The sequence below is a fragment of the Streptomyces chartreusis NRRL 3882 genome (assembly GCF_900236475.1).
In the GTDB taxonomy this organism is placed as follows: Bacteria; Actinomycetota; Actinomycetes; order Streptomycetales; family Streptomycetaceae; genus Streptomyces; species Streptomyces chartreusis_D.
Genome location: NZ_LT963352.1, coordinates 6059616 through 6078422 on the forward strand (window position 1 = coordinate 6059616; position 18807 = coordinate 6078422).

17 protein-coding genes are annotated in these 18807 nt (G+C 72.4%); 15 read left to right on the top strand and 2 right to left on the bottom strand.

Annotation, left to right across the window (positions count from 1 at the left end):
• The first annotated feature begins 68 nt into the window (after window positions 1-68).
• The 10 genes from hrcA (at window position 69) to SCNRRL3882_RS27430 (ending at window position 10891) form a co-directional block, all read left to right on the top strand.
• A complete protein-coding gene (hrcA, locus tag SCNRRL3882_RS27385) occupies window positions 69-1085 on the top strand; it encodes a heat-inducible transcriptional repressor HrcA (RefSeq protein ID WP_010042039.1) in 1017 nt (338 codons plus the stop codon).
• On the top strand, window positions 1085-2221 hold the full coding sequence (dnaJ, locus tag SCNRRL3882_RS27390) for a molecular chaperone DnaJ (protein WP_010042041.1): 1137 nt from the start codon (window positions 1085-1087) through the stop codon (window positions 2219-2221). Before hrcA ends, dnaJ begins: the two co-directional genes overlap by 1 nt.
• A gap of 213 nt (window positions 2222-2434) precedes the next feature.
• Entirely contained in the window at window positions 2435-3511 is a 1077-nt protein-coding gene (locus SCNRRL3882_RS27395; RefSeq protein ID WP_010042043.1) for a nitronate monooxygenase, read from the top strand.
• Complete coding sequence (locus SCNRRL3882_RS27400; RefSeq protein WP_010042045.1) at window positions 3508-4248, top strand: 16S rRNA (uracil(1498)-N(3))-methyltransferase; 741 nt, start codon at window positions 3508-3510, stop codon at window positions 4246-4248. The genes SCNRRL3882_RS27395 and SCNRRL3882_RS27400 overlap by 4 nt, the downstream gene beginning before the upstream one ends.
• A 17-nt stretch (window positions 4249-4265) precedes the next feature.
• On the top strand, window positions 4266-4658 hold the full coding sequence (locus SCNRRL3882_RS27405) for a VOC family protein (protein ID WP_010042047.1): 393 nt from the start codon (window positions 4266-4268) through the stop codon (window positions 4656-4658).
• 49 nt (window positions 4659-4707) lie between these two features.
• Complete coding sequence (locus SCNRRL3882_RS27410; RefSeq protein ID WP_040903434.1) at window positions 4708-5265, top strand: hypothetical protein; 558 nt, start codon at window positions 4708-4710, stop codon at window positions 5263-5265.
• 45 nt (window positions 5266-5310) lie between these two features.
• Entirely contained in the window at window positions 5311-8514 is a 3204-nt protein-coding gene (locus tag SCNRRL3882_RS27415) for a S41 family peptidase (RefSeq protein WP_010042050.1), read from the top strand.
• Between the two features lie 98 nt (window positions 8515-8612).
• A complete protein-coding gene (locus SCNRRL3882_RS27420) occupies window positions 8613-8966 on the top strand; it encodes a histidine triad nucleotide-binding protein (protein ID WP_010042053.1) in 354 nt (117 codons plus the stop codon).
• Between the two features lie 6 nt (window positions 8967-8972).
• Window positions 8973-9878, top strand: coding sequence for a ribonuclease Z (locus SCNRRL3882_RS27425; RefSeq protein WP_010042054.1), 906 nt, complete (start codon window positions 8973-8975; stop codon window positions 9876-9878).
• A gap of 20 nt (window positions 9879-9898) precedes the next feature.
• Complete coding sequence (locus tag SCNRRL3882_RS27430; protein WP_010042055.1) at window positions 9899-10891, top strand: adenosine deaminase; 993 nt, start codon at window positions 9899-9901, stop codon at window positions 10889-10891.
• A gap of 25 nt (window positions 10892-10916) precedes the next feature.
• Here SCNRRL3882_RS27430 and SCNRRL3882_RS27435 read toward each other — a convergent pair whose 3' ends face one another.
• Window positions 10917-12230 carry an MFS transporter gene (locus SCNRRL3882_RS27435; protein ID WP_010042056.1) on the bottom strand — a complete coding sequence of 438 codons (1314 nt, stop codon included), beginning with the start codon at window positions 12228-12230 and terminating at the stop codon, window positions 10917-10919.
• Window positions 12231-12447: 217 nt separating this feature from the next.
• Complete coding sequence (locus SCNRRL3882_RS27440) at window positions 12448-13230, bottom strand: IclR family transcriptional regulator (protein ID WP_029181325.1); 783 nt, start codon at window positions 13228-13230, stop codon at window positions 12448-12450.
• A gap of 100 nt (window positions 13231-13330) precedes the next feature.
• Between SCNRRL3882_RS27440 and SCNRRL3882_RS27445 the strand changes: the two genes are divergently transcribed.
• The 5 genes from SCNRRL3882_RS27445 to ybeY all read left to right on the top strand — a co-directional run bounded on the left by SCNRRL3882_RS27445 (window position 13331) and on the right by ybeY (window position 18807).
• Complete coding sequence (locus SCNRRL3882_RS27445) at window positions 13331-14302, top strand: 5-dehydro-4-deoxyglucarate dehydratase (RefSeq protein WP_050810267.1); 972 nt, start codon at window positions 13331-13333, stop codon at window positions 14300-14302.
• Window positions 14299-15597 carry a glucarate dehydratase family protein gene (locus tag SCNRRL3882_RS27450; protein WP_010042059.1) on the top strand — a complete coding sequence of 433 codons (1299 nt, stop codon included), beginning with the start codon at window positions 14299-14301 and terminating at the stop codon, window positions 15595-15597. The genes SCNRRL3882_RS27445 and SCNRRL3882_RS27450 overlap by 4 nt, the downstream gene beginning before the upstream one ends.
• 149 nt (window positions 15598-15746) lie before the next feature.
• Window positions 15747-16883, top strand: coding sequence for a carbohydrate kinase family protein (locus SCNRRL3882_RS27455; protein ID WP_010042061.1), 1137 nt, complete (start codon window positions 15747-15749; stop codon window positions 16881-16883).
• Between the two features lie 344 nt (window positions 16884-17227).
• Window positions 17228-18295 carry a PhoH family protein gene (locus SCNRRL3882_RS27460; RefSeq protein WP_029181327.1) on the top strand — a complete coding sequence of 356 codons (1068 nt, stop codon included), beginning with the start codon at window positions 17228-17230 and terminating at the stop codon, window positions 18293-18295.
• Between the two features lie 14 nt (window positions 18296-18309).
• The gene (ybeY, locus tag SCNRRL3882_RS27465) at window positions 18310-18807 is read left to right on the top strand and encodes an rRNA maturation RNase YbeY (protein WP_010042065.1); all 498 of its coding nucleotides are present in this window, start codon (window positions 18310-18312) and stop codon (window positions 18805-18807) included.

Consider the following 18807-nt stretch of genomic DNA (forward strand, 5'->3'; position numbering starts at 1 on the left):
TCGCACGCGCAGAGTGCCAGGCCCCACAGGCAGGACACCAGGCGGACGACTTCTGGAGGTGTGCGCGGATGCTCAGTGAACGCAGGCTTCAGGTGCTGCGCGCCATCGTCCAGGACTACGTCGGCACCGAGGAGCCGGTCGGCTCCAAGGCCCTCACCGAGCGGCACAACCTCGGCGTCTCCCCGGCCACCGTCCGCAATGACATGGCGGCCCTGGAGGACGAGGGGTACATCGCCCAGCCGCACACCAGCGCCGGGCGCATCCCGACCGACAAGGGCTACCGGCTGTTCGTGGACAAGCTGGCCGGCGTCAAGCCGATGACCGCGCCCGAGCGGCGCGCGATCCAGAACTTCCTGGAGGGCGCCGTCGACCTCGACGACGTCGTGGCGCGGACGGTACGGCTGCTGGCCCAGCTCACGCGACAGGTCGCCGTCGTGCAGTACCCGTCGCTGACCCGCTCGACCGTGCGGCACGTGGAGTTGCTCTCCCTCGCGCCCGCGCGCGTGATGCTCGTGCTGATCACGGACACCGGGCGGGTCGAGCAGCGCGTGGTCGACTGCCCGGCGCCCTTCGGCGAGGCCTCGCTCGCGGATCTGCGCGCGCGGCTCAACAGCCGGGTGGCGAACCGCCGTTTCACGGATGTGCCGAGTCTGGTGGAGGATCTGCCGGAGGCGTTCGAGCACGAGGACCGGGGTACGGTCTCCACGGTGCTCTCCACACTTCTGGAGACGCTCGTCGAGGAGAACGAGGAGCGGCTGATGATCGGCGGCACCGCCAACCTGACCCGCTTCGGGCACGACTTTCCCCTCACGATCCGGCCGGTGCTGGAGGCGCTGGAGGAGCAGGTCGTGCTCCTCAAGCTGCTCGGCGAGGCGAAGGATCCGGGCGTGACCGTACGTATCGGTCATGAGAACGCCCACGAAGGACTCAACTCCACGTCCGTCGTGTCGGTCGGCTACGGTTCGGGCGGCGAGGCTGTCGCCAAGCTCGGCGTGGTCGGACCGACCCGCATGGACTACCCGGGAACGATGGGAGCGGTACGCGCAGTGGCACGGTACGTCGGACAGATCCTGGCGGAGTCGTAGTGGCCACGGACTACTACGCCGTACTCGGCGTGCGCCGCGACGCGTCGCAGGAAGAGATCAAGAAGGCCTTCCGGCGGCTCGCGCGCGAGCTGCACCCGGACGTCAACCCCGATCCGAAGACCCAGGAGCGGTTCAAGGAGATCAACGCCGCCTACGAGGTGCTGTCGGACCCGCAGAAGAAGCAGGTCTACGACCTCGGCGGCGACCCGCTCTCGCAGGCCGGGGGCGGCGGCGCGGGCGGCTTCGGGGCCGGCGGCTTCGGGAACTTCTCCGACATCATGGACGCGTTCTTCGGCACGGCGTCGCAGCGCGGTCCGCGCTCGCGCACCCGCCGCGGTCAGGACGCGATGATCCGCATCGAGGTGGAGCTCGACGAGGCGGCCTTCGGCACGACGAAGGACATCCAGGTCGACACGGCAGTCGTCTGCAACACCTGTAACGGTGAGGGCGCGGCGCCGGGGACCTCCGCCCAGACGTGTGACATGTGCCGCGGCCGCGGTGAGGTGTCCCAGGTCACGCGGTCCTTCCTCGGCCAGGTCATGACCTCGCGGCCCTGCCCGCAGTGCCAGGGCTTCGGCACCGTGGTGCCCACGCCGTGCCCGGAGTGCGCGGGCGACGGGCGCGTACGGTCCCGTCGTACGCTCACCGTCAAGATCCCGGCCGGTGTCGACAACGGCACGCGGATCCAGCTCGCGGGTGAGGGCGAGGTCGGGCCCGGCGGCGGTCCCGCCGGTGACCTGTACGTGGAGATCCACGAACTGCCGCACGCGATGTTCCAGCGGCGCGGCGACGACCTGCACTGCACGGTGACGATCCCCATGACCGCGGCGGCCCTCGGCACGAAGGTGCCGCTGGAGACGCTCGACGGCCTGGAGGAGGTCGACATCCGCCCGGGCACCCAGTCCGGCCAGTCGATCCCGCTGCACGGCCGCGGCGTCACGCACCTGCGGGGCGGCGGACGCGGCGACCTCATCGTCCACGTCGAGGTCCAGACCCCGACCAAGCTCGACCCCGAGCAGGAGCGCCTGCTCCGCGAGCTGTCCAAGCTGCGCGGCGAGGAACGGCCGACGGGTCAGTTCCAGCCCGGGCAGCAGGGGTTGTTCTCGCGGTTGAAGGACGCGTTCAACGGGCGCTGACTCCGGCGGCCGGGCCACTGCTGGGGGTCCGGGGGTCGGCCCCCGGGCAGGCACGGTCAGCCCGGGCAGCAGGGGTTGTTCTCGCGGTTGAAGGACGCGTTCAACGGGCGCTGACTCCGGCTCCTCCGGGGGCCGCGGGTGGCTTTTCCTCTGGTCTATGCCACACGGCAGGCCGGTTTCGGAGTTGTTCGGAGGACGTGACAACATGCGGTCATGTCCTCCGCGCTGACCGATCTCTTCCCGCACCCGATCGTGCAGGCCCCCATGGCGGGCGGCGTCTCCGTACCGAAGCTCGCCGCCGCCGTGTGCGAGGCGGGCGGACTCGGGTTCCTCGCCGCCGGGTACAAGACCGCCGACGGGATGTACCAGGAGATCAAGCAGCTCCGGAGCCTCACCGGCAGGCCCTTCGGAGTGAACCTCTTCATGCCGCAGCCGGAGTACGCCGACCCCGCCGCCATCGACGTCTACGCCCACCAACTGGCCGGTGAGGCCTCCTGGTACGAGGCCGAGCTCGGCGACCCCGACAGCGGCCGCGACGACGGCTACGAGACCAAACTCGCGGTGCTGCGCGACAACCCCGTGCCGGTGGTGTCGTTCCACTTCGGCGCTCCGAGCCAGGAGGTCGTCGACGCACTGCACCGGGTCGGCACCTTCGTCCTGGTCACCGCCACCACCCCCGACGAGGCCCGGGCCGTCGAGCGGGCGGGCGCGGACGCGGTCATCGCGCAGGGCGTCGAGGCCGGCGGCCACCAGGGCACGCACCGGGACATCCCCGAGACGGACGGTTCCGGCATCGGACTGCTGTCGCTGGTCGCCCAGATCCGGGAGACCGTCGGCATCCCGATCATCGCCGCCGGCGGCATCATGCGCGGCGGCCAGATCGCCGCCGTCCTCGCGGCGGGCGCGAGCGCGGCCCAGCTCGGCACCGCGTTCCTCGCCACCGCCGAATCGGGCGCGAACGCCCTGCACAAGCAGGCGCTGACCAACCCCCTGTTCGTCCGTACGGAGTTGACCCGGGCCTTCTCCGGGCGCCCGGCACGCGGCCTGGTCAACCGCTTCCTGCGCGAGCACGGCCCGTACGCACCCGCCGCCTATCCCGAGATCCACCACCTCACCGCGCCGCTGCGCAAGGCCGCCGCCAAGGCGGGGGACGCGCAGGGCATGGCGCTGTGGGCCGGGCAGGGACACCGGATGGCGCGGGAGCTGCCCGCCGGGCAGCTCGTGGAGGTGCTGGCCGGTGAACTCGCCGCGGCGCGGACAGCGTTGTCGGGCGGAGGCGGAGTGCGATGACAGCTCCGGTGTTCGTGGTCGAGCACTTCGACGCGGGCGAGGGCGGCCGCTATGTCCTCGACGGCCCGGAGGGACGGCACGCCGTCTCCGTGAAGCGGCTGCGGCCCGGGGAGGACGTCGTCCTCACGGACGGGGCCGGGCGCCGGGCCGACGGTGTCGTGCTGGACACCGAGGGCAAGGACCGGCTGATCGTCCGGCTGGACCCGGTGACGGAGGAACCGCCGGAGCAGCCCCGGGTGACCGTCGTCCAGGCGCTGCCCAAGGGCGACCGCGGGGAGCTGGCCGTCGAGACGATGACCGAGGTCGGCGTCGACGCGATCGTGCCGTGGGCGGCGGCCCGCTGCATCACGCAGTGGAGGGGCGACCGAGGGCTGAAGGCGCTGGGCAAGTGGCGGGCGACGGCCCGGGAGGCGGGCAAGCAGTCCCGCCGGGTGCGCTTCCCGCAGGTCGCGGAGGCGGCGACGACCAAACAGGTCGCGGCGCTGCTGGCCGGTGCCGACTTCGCCGCCGTGCTGCACGAGAGCGGGGACGAGGCGCTGGCGACGGCCGAACTGCCGTCGTCCGGCGAGATCGTGCTCGTCGTGGGGCCCGAAGGGGGCGTGGCGCCGGAGGAGTTGGCGCTGTTCGCACAAGCGGGGGGCAAGGCGTATCGCCTCGGGCGCAGTGTGCTGCGCACATCGACTGCCGGGACCGCGGCCGCGGCCGTGCTCCTGGCTCGCACCGGCCGCTGGACCTGACCCTTCTCGGAGGCACCGTGGAACTCGCACAGGTACGACTGCTCGTGACCGACTTCGCCGCCTGCTACCACTTCTACGGCGAGGTCCTCGGCCTCAAGCCGCAGTCGGGGGCGGCGGACGGGCCGTACGAGAAGTTCAGCCCCGCCGTCGGCTCGGCGGGGATCGCCCTCCAGGACCGCACGATGATGGCCGAGATCCTGGACGAGTTGGGCGACACGGCGAACGGCCACCGCTCCCTGGTCGTCCTGCGCGTCGACGCCCTGGACGCGTACTGCGAGGAGATCACGATGCGCGGCGCCACGATCCTCCACGGCCCGGCCCACCTGACCGACCGCCTGCGCGTCGCCCACCTCAAGGACCCGGAGGGCAATCTGGTGGAGCTCCAGGAGTGGCTGCTGCTCCGCGGCTGACGCCTTTGCGCTCTACCGCACGGCCCCCGACAGTGGCAGGCTCCCCTCCATGGGGGCATCGAGGAGGATTGGACGGGGGCGGCGCAGTCGGCGGGTGACGGTCGCGGCGGCGTTCGCGGTGGTTGCCGTGGGCGGGGCCGTGGCGTGTGAACCCGGTGGTGGGATCAGCTCCGCGTCCGTCGCGTACACCACCGACGAGACCGTCACCAAGGAGCTCGACCGGCAGAAGGCGGGCGTGCGTTGGCTGACGTGCACCGCTTCCTACGGCAACTCCGGCCAGGGCGGGAAGCCGTCGCCCTCGGCGCGTCAGAAGACCGTCGCCACCGTCGACTGCCAGGGGGAGACGGAGGACGGGAAGGACATCACCGTCGACGGCAAGGTCACCCACGCGGTGGACGGTGCCTGTGTGCGCGGGAACATCACCGCCAAGGTGGACGGCAAGGTGTGGTTCCAGGTCGACGGGCTCGGCGACTGCAACTCCACCAGCCCGCCGCCCGTGGGGGGTGGGCCCTCGAACGGGCAGCCCGGTCCCACGGTCACCGTGACCGTCACGCAGACCATCTGGTGCGATCGGTATCCGGACTGCCGCCCTGTCGAGGGCAAGTGATCCGAACCCTGTCCGCACGGCGGCCTCCCTGCATAGGGTGATCGGGTGACACAGTTCGCATCGTCTGCTTACCTCCGCTTCCCGCACGTGCACGGTGACCTGGTCGCCTTCACCGCCGAGGACGACGTGTGGCTCGCTCCTCTCGACGGCGGACGGGCCTGGCGGGTCAGCGCCGAGAACGTGCCGGTGACCCTGCCCCGTATCTCGCCGGACGGCACCACGGTCGCCTGGACCTCCACCCGCGACGGGGCCCCCGAGGTGCACATCGCCCCGGTCGACGGCGGCCCCGCCAAGCGCCTGACGTACTGGGGCAGTCTGAAGACACAGGTGCGCGGCTGGACCCCGGACGGCGAGGTGCTCGCGATCACCTCCCATGCGCGGGCGAGCCTGCGACGCACCTGGGCGCATGCCGTCCCGCTCGACGGCGGCCCTGCCGCCACCCTGCCGTACGGGCCGGTCGGTGACGTCGCCTACGGGCCGAGTGTCGTCCTGCTGTCCGCGCCGATGGGGCGCGAGGCCGCCTGGTGGAAGCGGTACCGGGGCGGTACGGCGGGCAAGTTGTGGATCGACCGGGACGGCGACGGCGAGTTCGTCCGGCTGCACGAGGAACTCGACGGGAACATCGAGTACCCGCTGTGGGTGGGGGAGCGGATGGCCTTCCTCTCCGATCACGAGGGCACCGGCGCGCTGTACTCCTCCCTCGCCGACGGCTCCGACCTGCGCCGGCACACCCCACTCGGGGGCTTCTACGCCCGGCACGCGGCGACCGACGGCACCCGTGTCGTCTACTCCAGTGCCGGTGAGCTGTGGGTGCTGGACGACCTGGACGGGGCCGAGCCGCGGCGGCTGGACGTGCGGCTCGGCGGACAGCGCGTCGACCTCCAGCCGTTCCCCGTGAACGCCTCCCGGTGGTTCGGGTCCGCGTCCCCGGACCACACCGCACGCGGCAGCGCCGTGTCCGTACGCGGTTCCGTCCACTGGGTCACCCACCGCTCCGGCCCGGCCCGCGCCCTGGCCGCGACGCCCGGTGTCCGGGCCCGGCTGCCGCGGACGTTCCGCACGGACGGCGAGGAGTGGGTGGTGTGGGTGACGGACGCCGAGGGCGACGACGCCCTGGAGTTCGCGCCGGCCACCGGCCTCGCCCCGGGAGCGACACCGCGCCGGCTCGCCGCCGGGCAGCTCGGCAGGGTGCTGGAGCTCGCCATGGCACCGGACGGCAGCCGCGCGGCCGTGGCCTCCCACGACGGGCGCCTGCTGCTCGTCGAGAGGGAGACGGGCGAGGTGCGGGAGGTGGACCGGAGCGAGGACGGTGACGTGTCCGGGCTCGTCTTCTCCCCCGACTCGGCCTGGCTCGCCTGGTCCCACCCCGGCCCGCGTCCCCTGGCGCAGCTGAAGCTCGCCAACACCACCGACCTGTCGGTCACCGAGGCGACCCCGCTGCGCTTCCAGGACTACGCGCCGGCGTTCACGGTGGACGGCAAGCACCTCGCGTTCCTGTCGACCCGCTCCTTCGACCCGGTCTACGACGAGCACGTCTTCGACCTGGCCTTCGTGGAGGGCGCCCGGCCGCATCTGATCACCCTCGCGGCCACCACGCCGTCCCCGTTCGGGCCGCAGCGGCACGGCCGGTCCTTCGAGACGCCCGACCGGGAGGAGACCCCCGACAGCGAGGGCACCCCCACCACCCGCATCGACCTCGAGGGCCTCGCGGACCGCATCGTGCCCTTCCCGGTCGAGGCCGCCCGCTACTCCAACCTGCGCGCCGCCAAGGACGGCGTCCTGTGGCTGCGCCACCCGGTCGCCGGTGTGCTCGGCGCGTCCCGGGCCACCCCGGACGACCCCGAGCCCAAGGCCGAGCTGGAGCGGTACGACCTCGCCCAGCAGCGCGTGGAGCACCTCGCCGTCGACGCCGACCACTTCGAGGTCAGCGGCGACGGCAAGCGGGTGCTGCTGTGGACCGACGGGCGGCTGAAGGTCGTCCCCAGCGACCGGCGTGCCTCCGGCGACGACGACAGCGACACCAACATCACCGTCGACCTGGGCCGCGTACGCCAGTTCGTCGACCCGGCCGCCGAGTGGCGGCAGATGTTCGACGAGAACGGCCGCATCATGCGCGACCACTTCTGGCGGCCGGACATGAGCGGCGTCGACTGGGCCGGTGTCCTCGACCGCTACCGCCCGGTCGTGGACCGGCTCGCCACCCACGACGACCTGGTCGACCTGCTGTGGGAGGTGCAGGGCGAACTCGGCACCTCGCACGCCTACGTCACCCCGCGCGGCGGCTTCGGCGGCGGTCCCCGCCAGGGCCTGCTCGGCGCCGACATCTCCCGCCACGAGGACGGCAGTTGGCGCGTCGACCGCATCCTGCCCTCCGAGACCTCCGACCCGGACGCCCGCAGCCCGCTGGCCGCACCCGGCGTCGCCGTGCGCCCCGGGGACGCGATCCTCGCGGTCGCCGGACAGCCGGTCGACCCGGTGACCGGCCCCGGCCCGCTGCTGATCGGCACCGCGGGCAAGCCGGTGGAGCTGACCATCTCCCCGTCCGGCGGCGGCGACCCGCGGCACGCCGTCGTCGTCCCGGTGGCGGACGAGGAGCCGCTGCGCTACCACGCGTGGGTCGCCGACCGGCGCGCCTACGTCCACGAGAAGTCGGGCGGCCGGCTCGGATACCTCCACGTCCCGGACATGCAGGCGCCCGGCTGGGCCCAGATCCACCGCGACCTGCGCGTCGAGGTCGCCCGCGAGGGCCTGGTCGTCGACGTCCGCGAGAACCGCGGCGGCCACACCTCCCAGCTGGTCATCGAGAAACTCGCCCGCCGCATCGTCGGCTGGGCCGTCCCGCGCGGCATGCGCCCCTACAGCTACCCCGAGGACGCCCCGCGCGGCCCCGTCGTAGCCGTCGCCAACGAGTTCTCCGGCTCCGACGGCGACATCGTCAACGCCGCGATCAAGGCCCTGGGCCTCGGTCCGGTGGTCGGCACCCGCACGTGGGGCGGCGTCATCGGCATCGACAGCCGCTACCGCCTGGTCGACGGCACCCTGGTCACCCAACCCAAGTACGCCTTCTGGCTGGAGGGCTACGAGTGGGGGGTGGAGAACCACGGCGTCGATCCGGACGTGGAGGTGGTGCAGCGCCCCCAGGACTACGCGGCGGGCCGAGACACCCAACTGGACGAGGCGATCCGACTCGCTTTGGAGGCTCTGGAGACCAGTCCCGCAAAAACGCCCCCGACTGTGCCGACCTCTTAGGGGCGCGGGGAACTGCGCGACCAGCCACAACGCACCCGCACACGACGACGATACGATGCCCGAGTCGGACCCCCATTCGGCCAACCCCCGGAGGAAACATGGCAGGGGAGCCCCAGGAAGACTGCCTGTTCTGCAAGATCGTCGCCGGCACCATCCCGGCGACGATCGTCCGCCAGACGGAAACGACCGTCGCGTTCCGCGACATCAACCCCCAGGCCCCCACCCACGTCCTGATCATCCCGAAGGCGCACTACGAGAACGCCGCCGCCCTCGCCGCCGCCGACCCCGCCCTCACCGCGGACGTGCTCCGCGAGGCCCAGGCCGTCGCCGACGAGGAGAAGCTGGACAGCTACCGCCTCGTCTTCAACACCGGCAGCGGCGCCGGCCAGACGGTCTGGCACGTGCACGGCCACGTGCTCGGCGGCCGCGGCCTGGAATGGCCTCCGGGGTAATCCGCCTTGTCCGTACGCGAACTCGTGGTGCTCGGCACCGCCAGCCAGGTCCCGACCCGCCACCGCAACCACAACGGCTACCTGCTCCGCTGGGACGGCGAGGGCATCCTGTTCGACCCCGGCGAGGGCACGCAGCGCCAGATGGTGCGTGCCGGAGTCGCCGCGCACGACCTGAACCGGATCTGCGTCACGCACTTCCACGGCGACCACGCACTCGGTCTGCCCGGGGTCATCCAGCGCATCAACCTCGACCAGGTGCCGCACGAGATCACCGCCCACTACCCGAAGTCCGGGCAGCGCTTCTACGAGCGGCTCCAGTACGCCACGCCCTACCGCGCGACCGTCTTCCTCACCGAGGCCCCGGCCGACGGGGACGGCGTGCTCGCGGTCACGCCGTCGTACACGCTGGACGCCCACAGGCTGTCGCACTCCATCGAGTCGTACGGCTACCGGATCGTCGAGCACGACGGCCGCCGCATGCTGCCCGAGCGGCTCGCCGCGCACGGCATCAAGGGGCCGGACGTCGGCCGGCTACAGCGCGAGGGCTCGCTCGGCGGGGTCTCGCTCGACGACGTCAGCGAGGTGCGGCGCGGGCAGCGGTTCGCGTTCGTCATGGACACCCGGCTGTGCGACGGGGTGTACGCGCTCGCCGAGGGCTGCGACATGCTCGTCATCGAGTCGACCTTCCTCGACGAGGACGAGGAACTGGCCGTGGAGCACGGCCACCTGACGGCTGGTCAGGCGGCGCGGGTGGCCCGGGACGGCGGTGTGCGGCACCTCGTGCTGACCCACTTCAGCCAGCGCTACACCGACCCGGACGAGTTCGAGCGGCAGGCACGGGCGGCGGGGTACGAGGGTGAGCTGACCGTGGCGCACGATCTGCTGAGGGTGCCGGTTCCGAAGCGTCGGTGAAACGCCCGTACGATGAATTGATGTCCCTCCCCAAAGCCGAACTGCACCTTCATATCGAAGGCACCCTGGAACCTGAACTCGCCTTCGAGCTCGCCGCGCGCAACGCCGTCACACTGCCGTACGCGGACACGGACGCGCTGCGCGAGGCGTACCGGTTCGAGGACCTTCAGTCGTTCCTGAACCTTTACTACGAGCTCATGGCCGTCCTGCGCACCGAGCGGGACTTCGAGGACCTCGCGAACGCCTATCTCGAACGCGCCGCCGCCCAGGGCGTGCGGCACGCGGAGATCTTCTTCGACCCGCAGGCCCACACCGCCCGCGGGCTGGAGCTCGGCACGGTCGTCGAGGGGCTGTGGCGGGCGCTAGGCGACAGCGAGTCGAAGCACGGCGTCTCGACCCGGCTGATCATGTGCTTCCTGCGCGACGAGTCCGCCGAGTCGGCCCTGGCGACCCTGGAGGCGGCCAAGCCGTACCTGGACCGGATCACCGGCGTCGGCCTCGACTCGGCCGAGGTCGGGCATCCGCCGGCCAAGTTCCGCGAGGTGTACGAGGCCGCCGCCGCGCTCGGGCTGCGGCGGGTCGCGCACGCCGGTGAGGAGGGGCCGCCGGAGTACATCACCGAGGCCCTGGACGTCCTCGGCGTCGAGCGGGTCGACCACGGTCTGCGCTGCGTGGAGGACCCGGCGCTGGTGGAGCGCCTGGTGCGGGAGCGGGTGCCGCTGACGCTGTGTCCCCTGTCGAACGTCCGGCTGCGCACCGTCGACACCCTCGCCGACCACCCCCTGCCCGCCATGCTGGACGCCGGCCTCATGTGCACGGTGCACTCGGACGATCCGGCGTACTTCGGCGGGTACGCCGGTGACAACTTCGACGCCGTGCGCGACACCCTCGGCCTGAGCGAGGAGCGGCTGCGCGAGCTCGCCCGCAACTCCTTCCTCGCCTCGTTCCTTCAGGACGACGAGGAGTTGCGGGCGCGGTATCTGGCCGAGGTGGAGGCCTACGAGTTTCGCTGAGGAACCGACGGCCTCAGGGGTCCTTTCACAGGACCTCCGACCCGGCCTTGCCGTAGGCGCGCTGGGCCGGGACGGCCGGGGTGTCCACGGGGATCTCCACCACCGGCTGTTCCGGAGCGCCGATCTCGGGGACCGCGCCGGTGGGGGTGCCCGTGGTGGCGGCGACCAGGGCGGCCGGGTGGCCGCCGCGGCGGCGGATCGCCCCGGCGAGCAGCGGGCGCCCGCCGGTGTGCAGGGCGACGGCGGTCATCGGCAGCGCGATCACCAGCAGGCCGGCGGCCAGGATCGCGCCCATGACCGGGAACCCGGCCTGCGCCGACAGCACGCTGCCGGCCAGCGGCCCGGCGGCCGTGCCCAGCGAGGACGCCGAGCCGACGAGCACCGCCCAGCGGCCGCGCGGGTCGAGCGATGCGGCGAGCCCGATCAGGTACGACAGCACCACCGGATACAGGGTGTTCCAGGCGATCTCGCCGGTCGCGAAGCTCGTCAGGTCGGTCGCGGAGGCGCTGAGCACGATGCAGCCGGCGATCAGGACCGTGCCCGCACCGATCGGCACCGCGCGTCCCAGCCGCGCCCCGAGCGCCCCCGCCGCGAGGACGCCGGTCAGTCCGGCGCCCAGCGCCACGGCGAAGACCGCTCCGACGGTGGCCTCGCCGAGGTGGGCCTGGGTCAGGCCGATCTGTCCGCTCACGCCCCACAGGGAGTTCTGGGCGAGCGACCAGCACAGCATGGCGGCGGCCAGCACCAGGCCCGAACGGGCGTGTGGCAGCCGGGCCTTGTGGTGCCGCGTGGGCGCGGCGGGCGTACCGGCGTGCAGGCGGCCGGTCAGCGGCCACACGGCCAGGGCCGTGAGGGCGATCGCGGCCAGGGGCAGTCCGTGCCCCGGGCCGAGGTGCGGGACCGTCAGATACACCGCGCCGGCGAGGGCGGAGACGGTGAGCAGACCGGCCGTGGAGGCCCGGTGCGGATCCTGCTGGGCGGCGATGAGGGTGGCGGCGACGGTGGTGGCCGTGCCGGATCCGAATCCGCCGACGACCGCGCCGACGACTACGGCCGGGACGGCGGTGGTCAGCGCGGCACCGCCGTAGCCGAGCAGGGCCAGTGCGAGCCCGAGCCGGGCGAGGGCACGGGCCCCGATCCGCTCGACCCGTGAGGCCAGGGCGAATCCGGCGGTCGCCGAACTCAGCAGCAGCGCACTGCCGACGGCGCCGGCCTGGGTGGCGGAGAGCGGTAGGCCCGAGTCGAGCCTGCCGACGGTGGTCGGCAGCAGGTACGGGGCGAGGTACCCGGCCGTGAAGAGGGCGACGAGGGGCCAGGGGGTGGTGCGGGGGGCGAACACGGGCGTTCCCAGGGCATGCGAAAGGAGCGGTGGAGGAGGGGGGTTGGGCGACGACCGTCGACGGACAGGAACGCGCGGGCAATTTGTATCAAGCAAGTAGTCGTACGAGTTAGCCCGGAGGGTGTGATGTGGCGCACGTTGCGTTTGGTGCGATGAAGTCCGGGTAAACGAAGGTCTTTCGCGAGGCGTCGCAGGCCCCTTCAGCAGGCGTTTGCCGCTACCGCCAGTGCACTGACCCGGTGCCTCCGGGAACCGCCGCCTCGGCCTTCGCCCGGATCTCCCGCATCACGGCGACGATGCGCTCCTCGTGCTCCGGCGTGAGCCGGGCCACCGGCACCGAGCAGCTGATCGCGTCCAGCGCGGGGGTGTCGTAGCGCAGCGCGAAGCCGAAGCCGACGATGCCGGTCACTCCCTCCTCGCGATCCGCGGACCAGCCGCGGGCCCGGACCTGGGCGAGGTCGGCCACCAGGGACTCCCGGCTGGTGTGCGTGTTCGGGGTCAGCGCCTCGTACGGCCCCTCGGGCAGTTCCGCGTCCGGGCGCTCCGCCAGCAGCGCCTTGCCCAGGGCCCCGGCGTGCGCGGGCAGGCGCCGCCCCACCCGGCTGATCGTGCGCAGGTACTCGTGCGACTCCCGCGTCGCCAGATACGCCACGTCCCGGCCGTCCAGGCGCCCCATGTGGATCGTCTCGCCGAGCGCCTCGGACGCCTCGTCGAGATACGGCCGTACGGCCCGGACCCGCGGGTCGGAGTCCAGGTAGCTGGTGCCGGTGAGCAGGGCGTGGATGCCGATGCCGTACAGGGAGCCGGTGACGTCGGTGCGGACCCAGCCGCGCGAGATCAGGGTCTGGAGCAGCGCGTACATCGAGCTGCGGGGCACGCCGAGTTCGTCGGCCAGCTCCTGGAGCCGTGCCGGGCGGTCGCCGCGCGCCGCGAGGAGTTCCAGCAGCTCGACCGTGCGGGCCGCGGACTTCACCTCGCGGACGCCCCCTGTGTCTGGCATGCGCCGATGGTAATCGGGCCGGCCCGCGCAGTTGACGTTCACGCATCCACCCCGCATTCTCATACATAGATGACGTCTACATGAGGAGATGGCCGAGGAGATGGCCCAGGAGACGAGTGAGGAGACGGCCCTGAGCGCCGGACCGGGTGCCGTCGCGCACCGGCTGCGGGACGGCATGGCCGGTGGCGTGCTGTCGTTCCCGCTGACCAGCTTCCGCGACGACGGCAGCCTCGACCCGGAGGGCTTTCGCGCCTACGTCGCGGGCCGGCTCGCCGCCTCGCCCGGCGCCGTCTTCCCCGCCTGCGGCACCGGCGAGTTCTTCTCGCTCGACGAGGACGAGTACCGGCAGGTCGTCGCCATCACGGTCGAGGAGGCGGCGGGCCGCGTACCCGTCGTCGCGGGCGTCGGCTACGGCTGGGCGCAGGCCGTCCGGTTCGCGCGCATCGCCGAGGACGCCGGGGCCGACGCGCTGCTCGTGCTGCCGCACTACCTCGTCGCCGCCCCGCAAGACGGCCTGGTCGCCCAGCTGGAACAGATCGCCGCCCGCACCCGGCTGCCCCTGATCGCCTACCAGCGTGGCCAGGTCGCGTTCACCGCCGCATCGCTCAGGCGCATCGCGGCCCTGCCGGGCGTCATCGGCCTCAAGGACGGCCACAGCGACCTGGACCGGCTCCAGCGCCTCACCCTCGCGGCGCCCGAGGGATTCCTGTTCTTCAACGGCGCCGCCACCGCCGAGATGCAGGCCCGTGCCTACGCCACCGTCGGCGTCCCCGCCTACTCCTCCGCCGTCCACGCCTTCGCCCCCGAGATCGCCGACGCCTTCTTCGCCGCCCTGCGCGACGGCGACCACGGCACCGTCGACAAGCTGCTGCGCGGCTTCTACGTCCCGCTCGTCGAACTGCGCGACCGCGTCCCCGGGTACGCCGTGTCGCTGGTGAAGGCGGCGGCCCGGCTGCGCGGCCATTCCGTGGGCCCCGTCCGCGCCCCGCTCACCGACCCCTCGCCCGCCGACCTGGCCGCCCTCACCGCCCTGCTCACCGCGGGACTCGACCTCGTGGGAGCCGCTCTGTGAACCTCGCCATCACCGACGTACGGCTGACGCCGATCCTGGTCGCGGACCCGCCGCTGCTGAACACGCAGGGCGTGCACCAGCCGTACACGCCCCGGCTGATCGTCGAGGTCGTCACGGCGGACGGGGTCACGGGCGTGGGGGAGACCTACGGCGACACCAAGTACCTGGAGCTGGCCCGGCCCTTCGCCGAGCGGCTCAAGGGACGCCAGGTCAGCGACCTCAACGGGCTGTTCACGGTCGCGGACCAGGTCGCGGTGGACGCCTCCCGGGTCGTCGACGCCGTCGACGTCGGCGGGCTGCGCGGCGTCCAGACCGCCGACAAGCTGCGGCTGTCCGTCGTCTCCGCCTTCGAGGTCGCCTGCCTCGACGCCCTCGGCAAGGCCCTCGGGCTGCCCGTGCACGCGCTGCTCGGCGGCAAGGTGCGCGACGCCGTCGAGTACAGCGCGTACCTGTTCTACAAGTGGGCCGGCCACCCGGAGGGCGTCGCCTGCGAGAAGGACGACTGGGGGGCCGCCGTCGACCCGGCCGGGGTGGTGGAACAGGCCCGCCGGTTCACCGAGCGGTACGGCTTCAATTCCTTCAAGCTCAAGGGCGGCGTCTTCCCGCCCGACGAGGAGATCGCGGCCGTCCGGGCGCTCGCCGAGGCGTTCCCCGGGCACCCGCTGCGGCTCGACCCCAACGGCGCCTGGTCCCTGGAGACCTCGCTGCGGGTGGCGCGGGAACTCGGGGACGTCCTGGAGTACCTGGAGGACCCGACCCTCGGCACCCCCGCCATGGCCGAGGTCGCCGAGCGGACGGGGGTGCCGCTCGCCACCAACATGTGCGTGACGACCTTCGCCGAGATCAAGGAAGCGTTCACCACGGGCGCCGTCGGCGCCGTCCAGGTGGTGCTCTCCGACCACCACTACTGGGGCGGACTGCGCAACACCCAGCAGCTCGCGGCCGTCTGCCGCACCTTCGGCGTCGGCGTGTCGATGCACTCCAACACCCACCTGGGCATCTCGCTCGCCGCGATGACCCATGTGGCGGCCACCGTCCCGAACCTCCACCACGCCTGCGACTCCCACTACCCGTGGCAGTCGGAGGACGTGCTCACCGAGCGGCTCACCTTCGAGGGCGGCAGGATCGCCGTGTCCGACGCGCCCGGGCTCGGCGTGCAGCTCGACCGTGAGCGGCTGGCCGTACTGCACCGGCGGTGGCTGGATGACGACGGTACGCTGCGCGACCGCGACGACGCGGCGGCCATGCGGGTCGCCGACCCGGAGTGGGTGACGCCCTCGATGCCCCGCTGGTAGCGCCGGCTCCCCGGTCGCCCACTGGTCGCCCAGGGGCGCGCGAGGGCCGGTGCGAGCTCACGGAACGGGTGGGTCCTGCGTGATCGGCGTCACGTTGTCGGTGGTGTGGTGCACACTGGCCTGAACCGCACCACGTCAGGGAGCGCATCGTGATCGCGTCCACCGCCCCGGCCGGAAAGGGCCCGGCCGGAAAGGGATCGCACCGCCAGAGTCAGGTCGATCCGCTCGCCCCGCTGCGCGCGCCGGACGACCCGCCCTGGGACGTCTATCTCACCGGCACCGTCTTCCTCGACATCATCTTCACCGGGCTCGACTCCGCCCCGGTGCGCGGGACCGAGTCCTGGGCACGCGGGATGGGGTCGAGCCCCGGCGGCGCCGCCAACATGGCCACCGCCCTGGCCCGCCTCGGCCTGCGCACGTCCCTCGCGGCGGCCTTCGGCGACGACCACTACGGCGACTACTGCTGGGACGCCCTGGAGCACGGCGAGGGCATCGACCTCTCCGCGTCGCGCACGGTGCCCGGCTGGCACTCCCCGGTGACGGTCTCCATGGCTTACGAGGGGGAGCGCACGATGGTCTCGCACGGCCATGAGCCGCCCCCGGAGGAGCCCGCCCCCGAGTGCCCGCCGCGCGCGCGTGCCGCCGTCGCCTCCCTCGCCCCCGGCGTCAGCGCGCCCTGGATCGCCCAGGCCGCGAGCAAGGGCACCCGGGTCTTCGGCGACGTCGGCTGGGACGACACCGGCGCGTGGGACCTGGCGGCGCTGCCCGACCTGCGGCACTGCGAGGCGTTCCTGCCGAACGCGGAGGAGGCCATGCGGTACACGGGCGCGGACTGCCCCAGGGCGGCGGCGCACGCGCTGACCGACCACGTGCCGCTCGCGGTCGTCACGCTCGGGGCGGACGGGGCGTACGCGGTGGACCGGCGTACGGGGGAGACGGCGGAGGTTCCGGCGATCGAGGTCGAGGCGCTCGATCCGACCGGGGCGGGGGACGTGTTCGTCGCCGGGTTCGTGACCGGGACCCTGGCGGACTGGCCGCTGGCGGACCGGCTGGCCTTCGCCGGGCTGACGGCGGCGCTGTCGGTGCAGGAGTTCGGGGGGTCGTTGTCGGCGCCGGGGTGGTCGGAGATCGCGGCGTGGTGGCGGAGGGTGCAGTCGGTCGAGGGGCAGGATCCGGAGGCCCTGCAGCGGTACGGGTTCCTTGCAGGGCTGGTGTCGGAGGAGTTGATGAGGCCCTGGCCGCTGCGGCGGGCCGTACCTACGATCGGCTTCCGGCGCTCGGCGTGACCTCCTGGCCTCCCAGGGGGCTCCGCTCCCTGGACCCCCGGCCTGTGCCCACCCGCCACCGAATCACCCCGTCAAGAGCCGCCGTCGCCCCCGAAGCGGTCAGCCGGGTGGCACGGCCGCCCCGAATCACTCGGCCGCCAGGCACCGCCGCCCCGGATCAACCGGTCAAGAGCCGCCGTCATCCCCGAAGCGGTCGGTTGCCACGGCCTGTCGCCCCCGTTTCCAACCCCGCCCCCAAAACCCCTACGGCGTTGTCAGTCCCCCGTCGTACCCTGGGAATCGCGAGGCCGCCCTCAGCTACGCGGCCGTGAAGAGGAGGAACCGCAGGCCTTCAGCGCCGGCCCATGACTCAGACACCCACAGCTCACACCCCCGCGCAGGAGCAGGCGAGAGCGCAGTTCACCGTCCCCGCCCAGCACCCCATGGTGACCGTGCTGGGTTCCGGCGACTCCCTCCTGCGCGTGATCGAGAAGGCCTTCCCGGCGGCCGACATCCACGTCCGGGGCAACGAGATCAGCGCGGTCGGCGACCCCGTGGACGTCGCCCTCATCGCCCGCGTGTTCGACGAGATGATGCTGGTGCTCCGCACCGGACAGCCGATGACGGAGGACGCAGTGGAACGCTCGATCGCCATGCTCAAGGCGAGCGAGAACGGGGAGAGCGACGGCCAGGAGACCCCGGCCCAGGTGCTCACGCAGAACATCCTGTCCTCGCGAGGCCGCACGATCCGCCCCAAGACGCTCAACCAGAAGCGCTACGTGGACGCGATCGACAAGCACACGATCGTCTTCGGCATCGGCCCCGCCGGCACCGGCAAGACCTACCTGGCGATGGCCAAGGCGGTGCAGGCCCTGCAGTCCAAGCAGGTCAACCGCATCATCCTGACCCGCCCGGCGGTCGAGGCCGGAGAGCGGCTCGGATTCCTCCCGGGCACGCTCTACGAGAAGATCGACCCGTACCTGCGCCCGCTCTACGACGCGCTGCACGACATGCTCGACCCGGACTCCATCCCCCGGCTGATGGCGGCGGGCACGATCGAGGTCGCGCCGCTCGCCTACATGCGCGGCCGCACGCTCAACGACGCCTTCATCATCCTGGACGAGGCCCAGAACACGAGCCCCGAGCAGATGAAGATGTTCCTCACCCGCCTCGGCTTCGACTCGAAGATCGTGATCACGGGTGACGTGACGCAGGTCGACCTCCCGGACGGGACGAAGAGCGGTCTGCGCCAGGTGCAGGACATCCTGGACGGCGTCGATGACGTCCACTTCTCCCGGCTGTCGTCCCACGATGTCGTCCGGCACAAGCTCGTGGGCCGTATCGTCGATGCGTACGAGCAGTACGACACCAAGCACGGCACCCAGAACGGCGCGCACAAGAGCCGCGGCAAGGCCGGGCACAAGGGGAAGTAGACACACACAGCACCATGTCGATCGACGTCAACAACGAGTCCGGCACCGAGGTCGACGAGCAGGCGATCCTCGACATCGCCCGTTACGCGCTCGCGCGGATGCGCATCCACCCGCTCTCCGAGCTCTCGGTGATCGTCGTGGACGCCGACGCCATGGAGCAGCTCCACATCCAGTGGATGGACCTGCCGGGCCCCACGGATGTCATGTCCTTCCCGATGGACGAGCTGCGCCCGCCGTCCAAGGACGACGACGAGCCGCCGCAGGGGCTGCTCGGCGACATCGTGCTGTGCCCCGAGGTCGCCGAGAAGCAGGGCAAGGAAGCGGACACGCAGCACTCCATGGACGAGGAGCTCCAGCTCCTCACCGTCCACGGCGTGCTGCACCTGCTCGGCTACGACCACGAGGAGCCGGACGAGAAGGCCGAGATGTTCGGCCTCCAGGCGGCCATCGTGGACGGCTGGCGCGCGGAGCGGGGCCTGACCGGCCCGTCCCCGGCGCCGACGGTCTCCTGA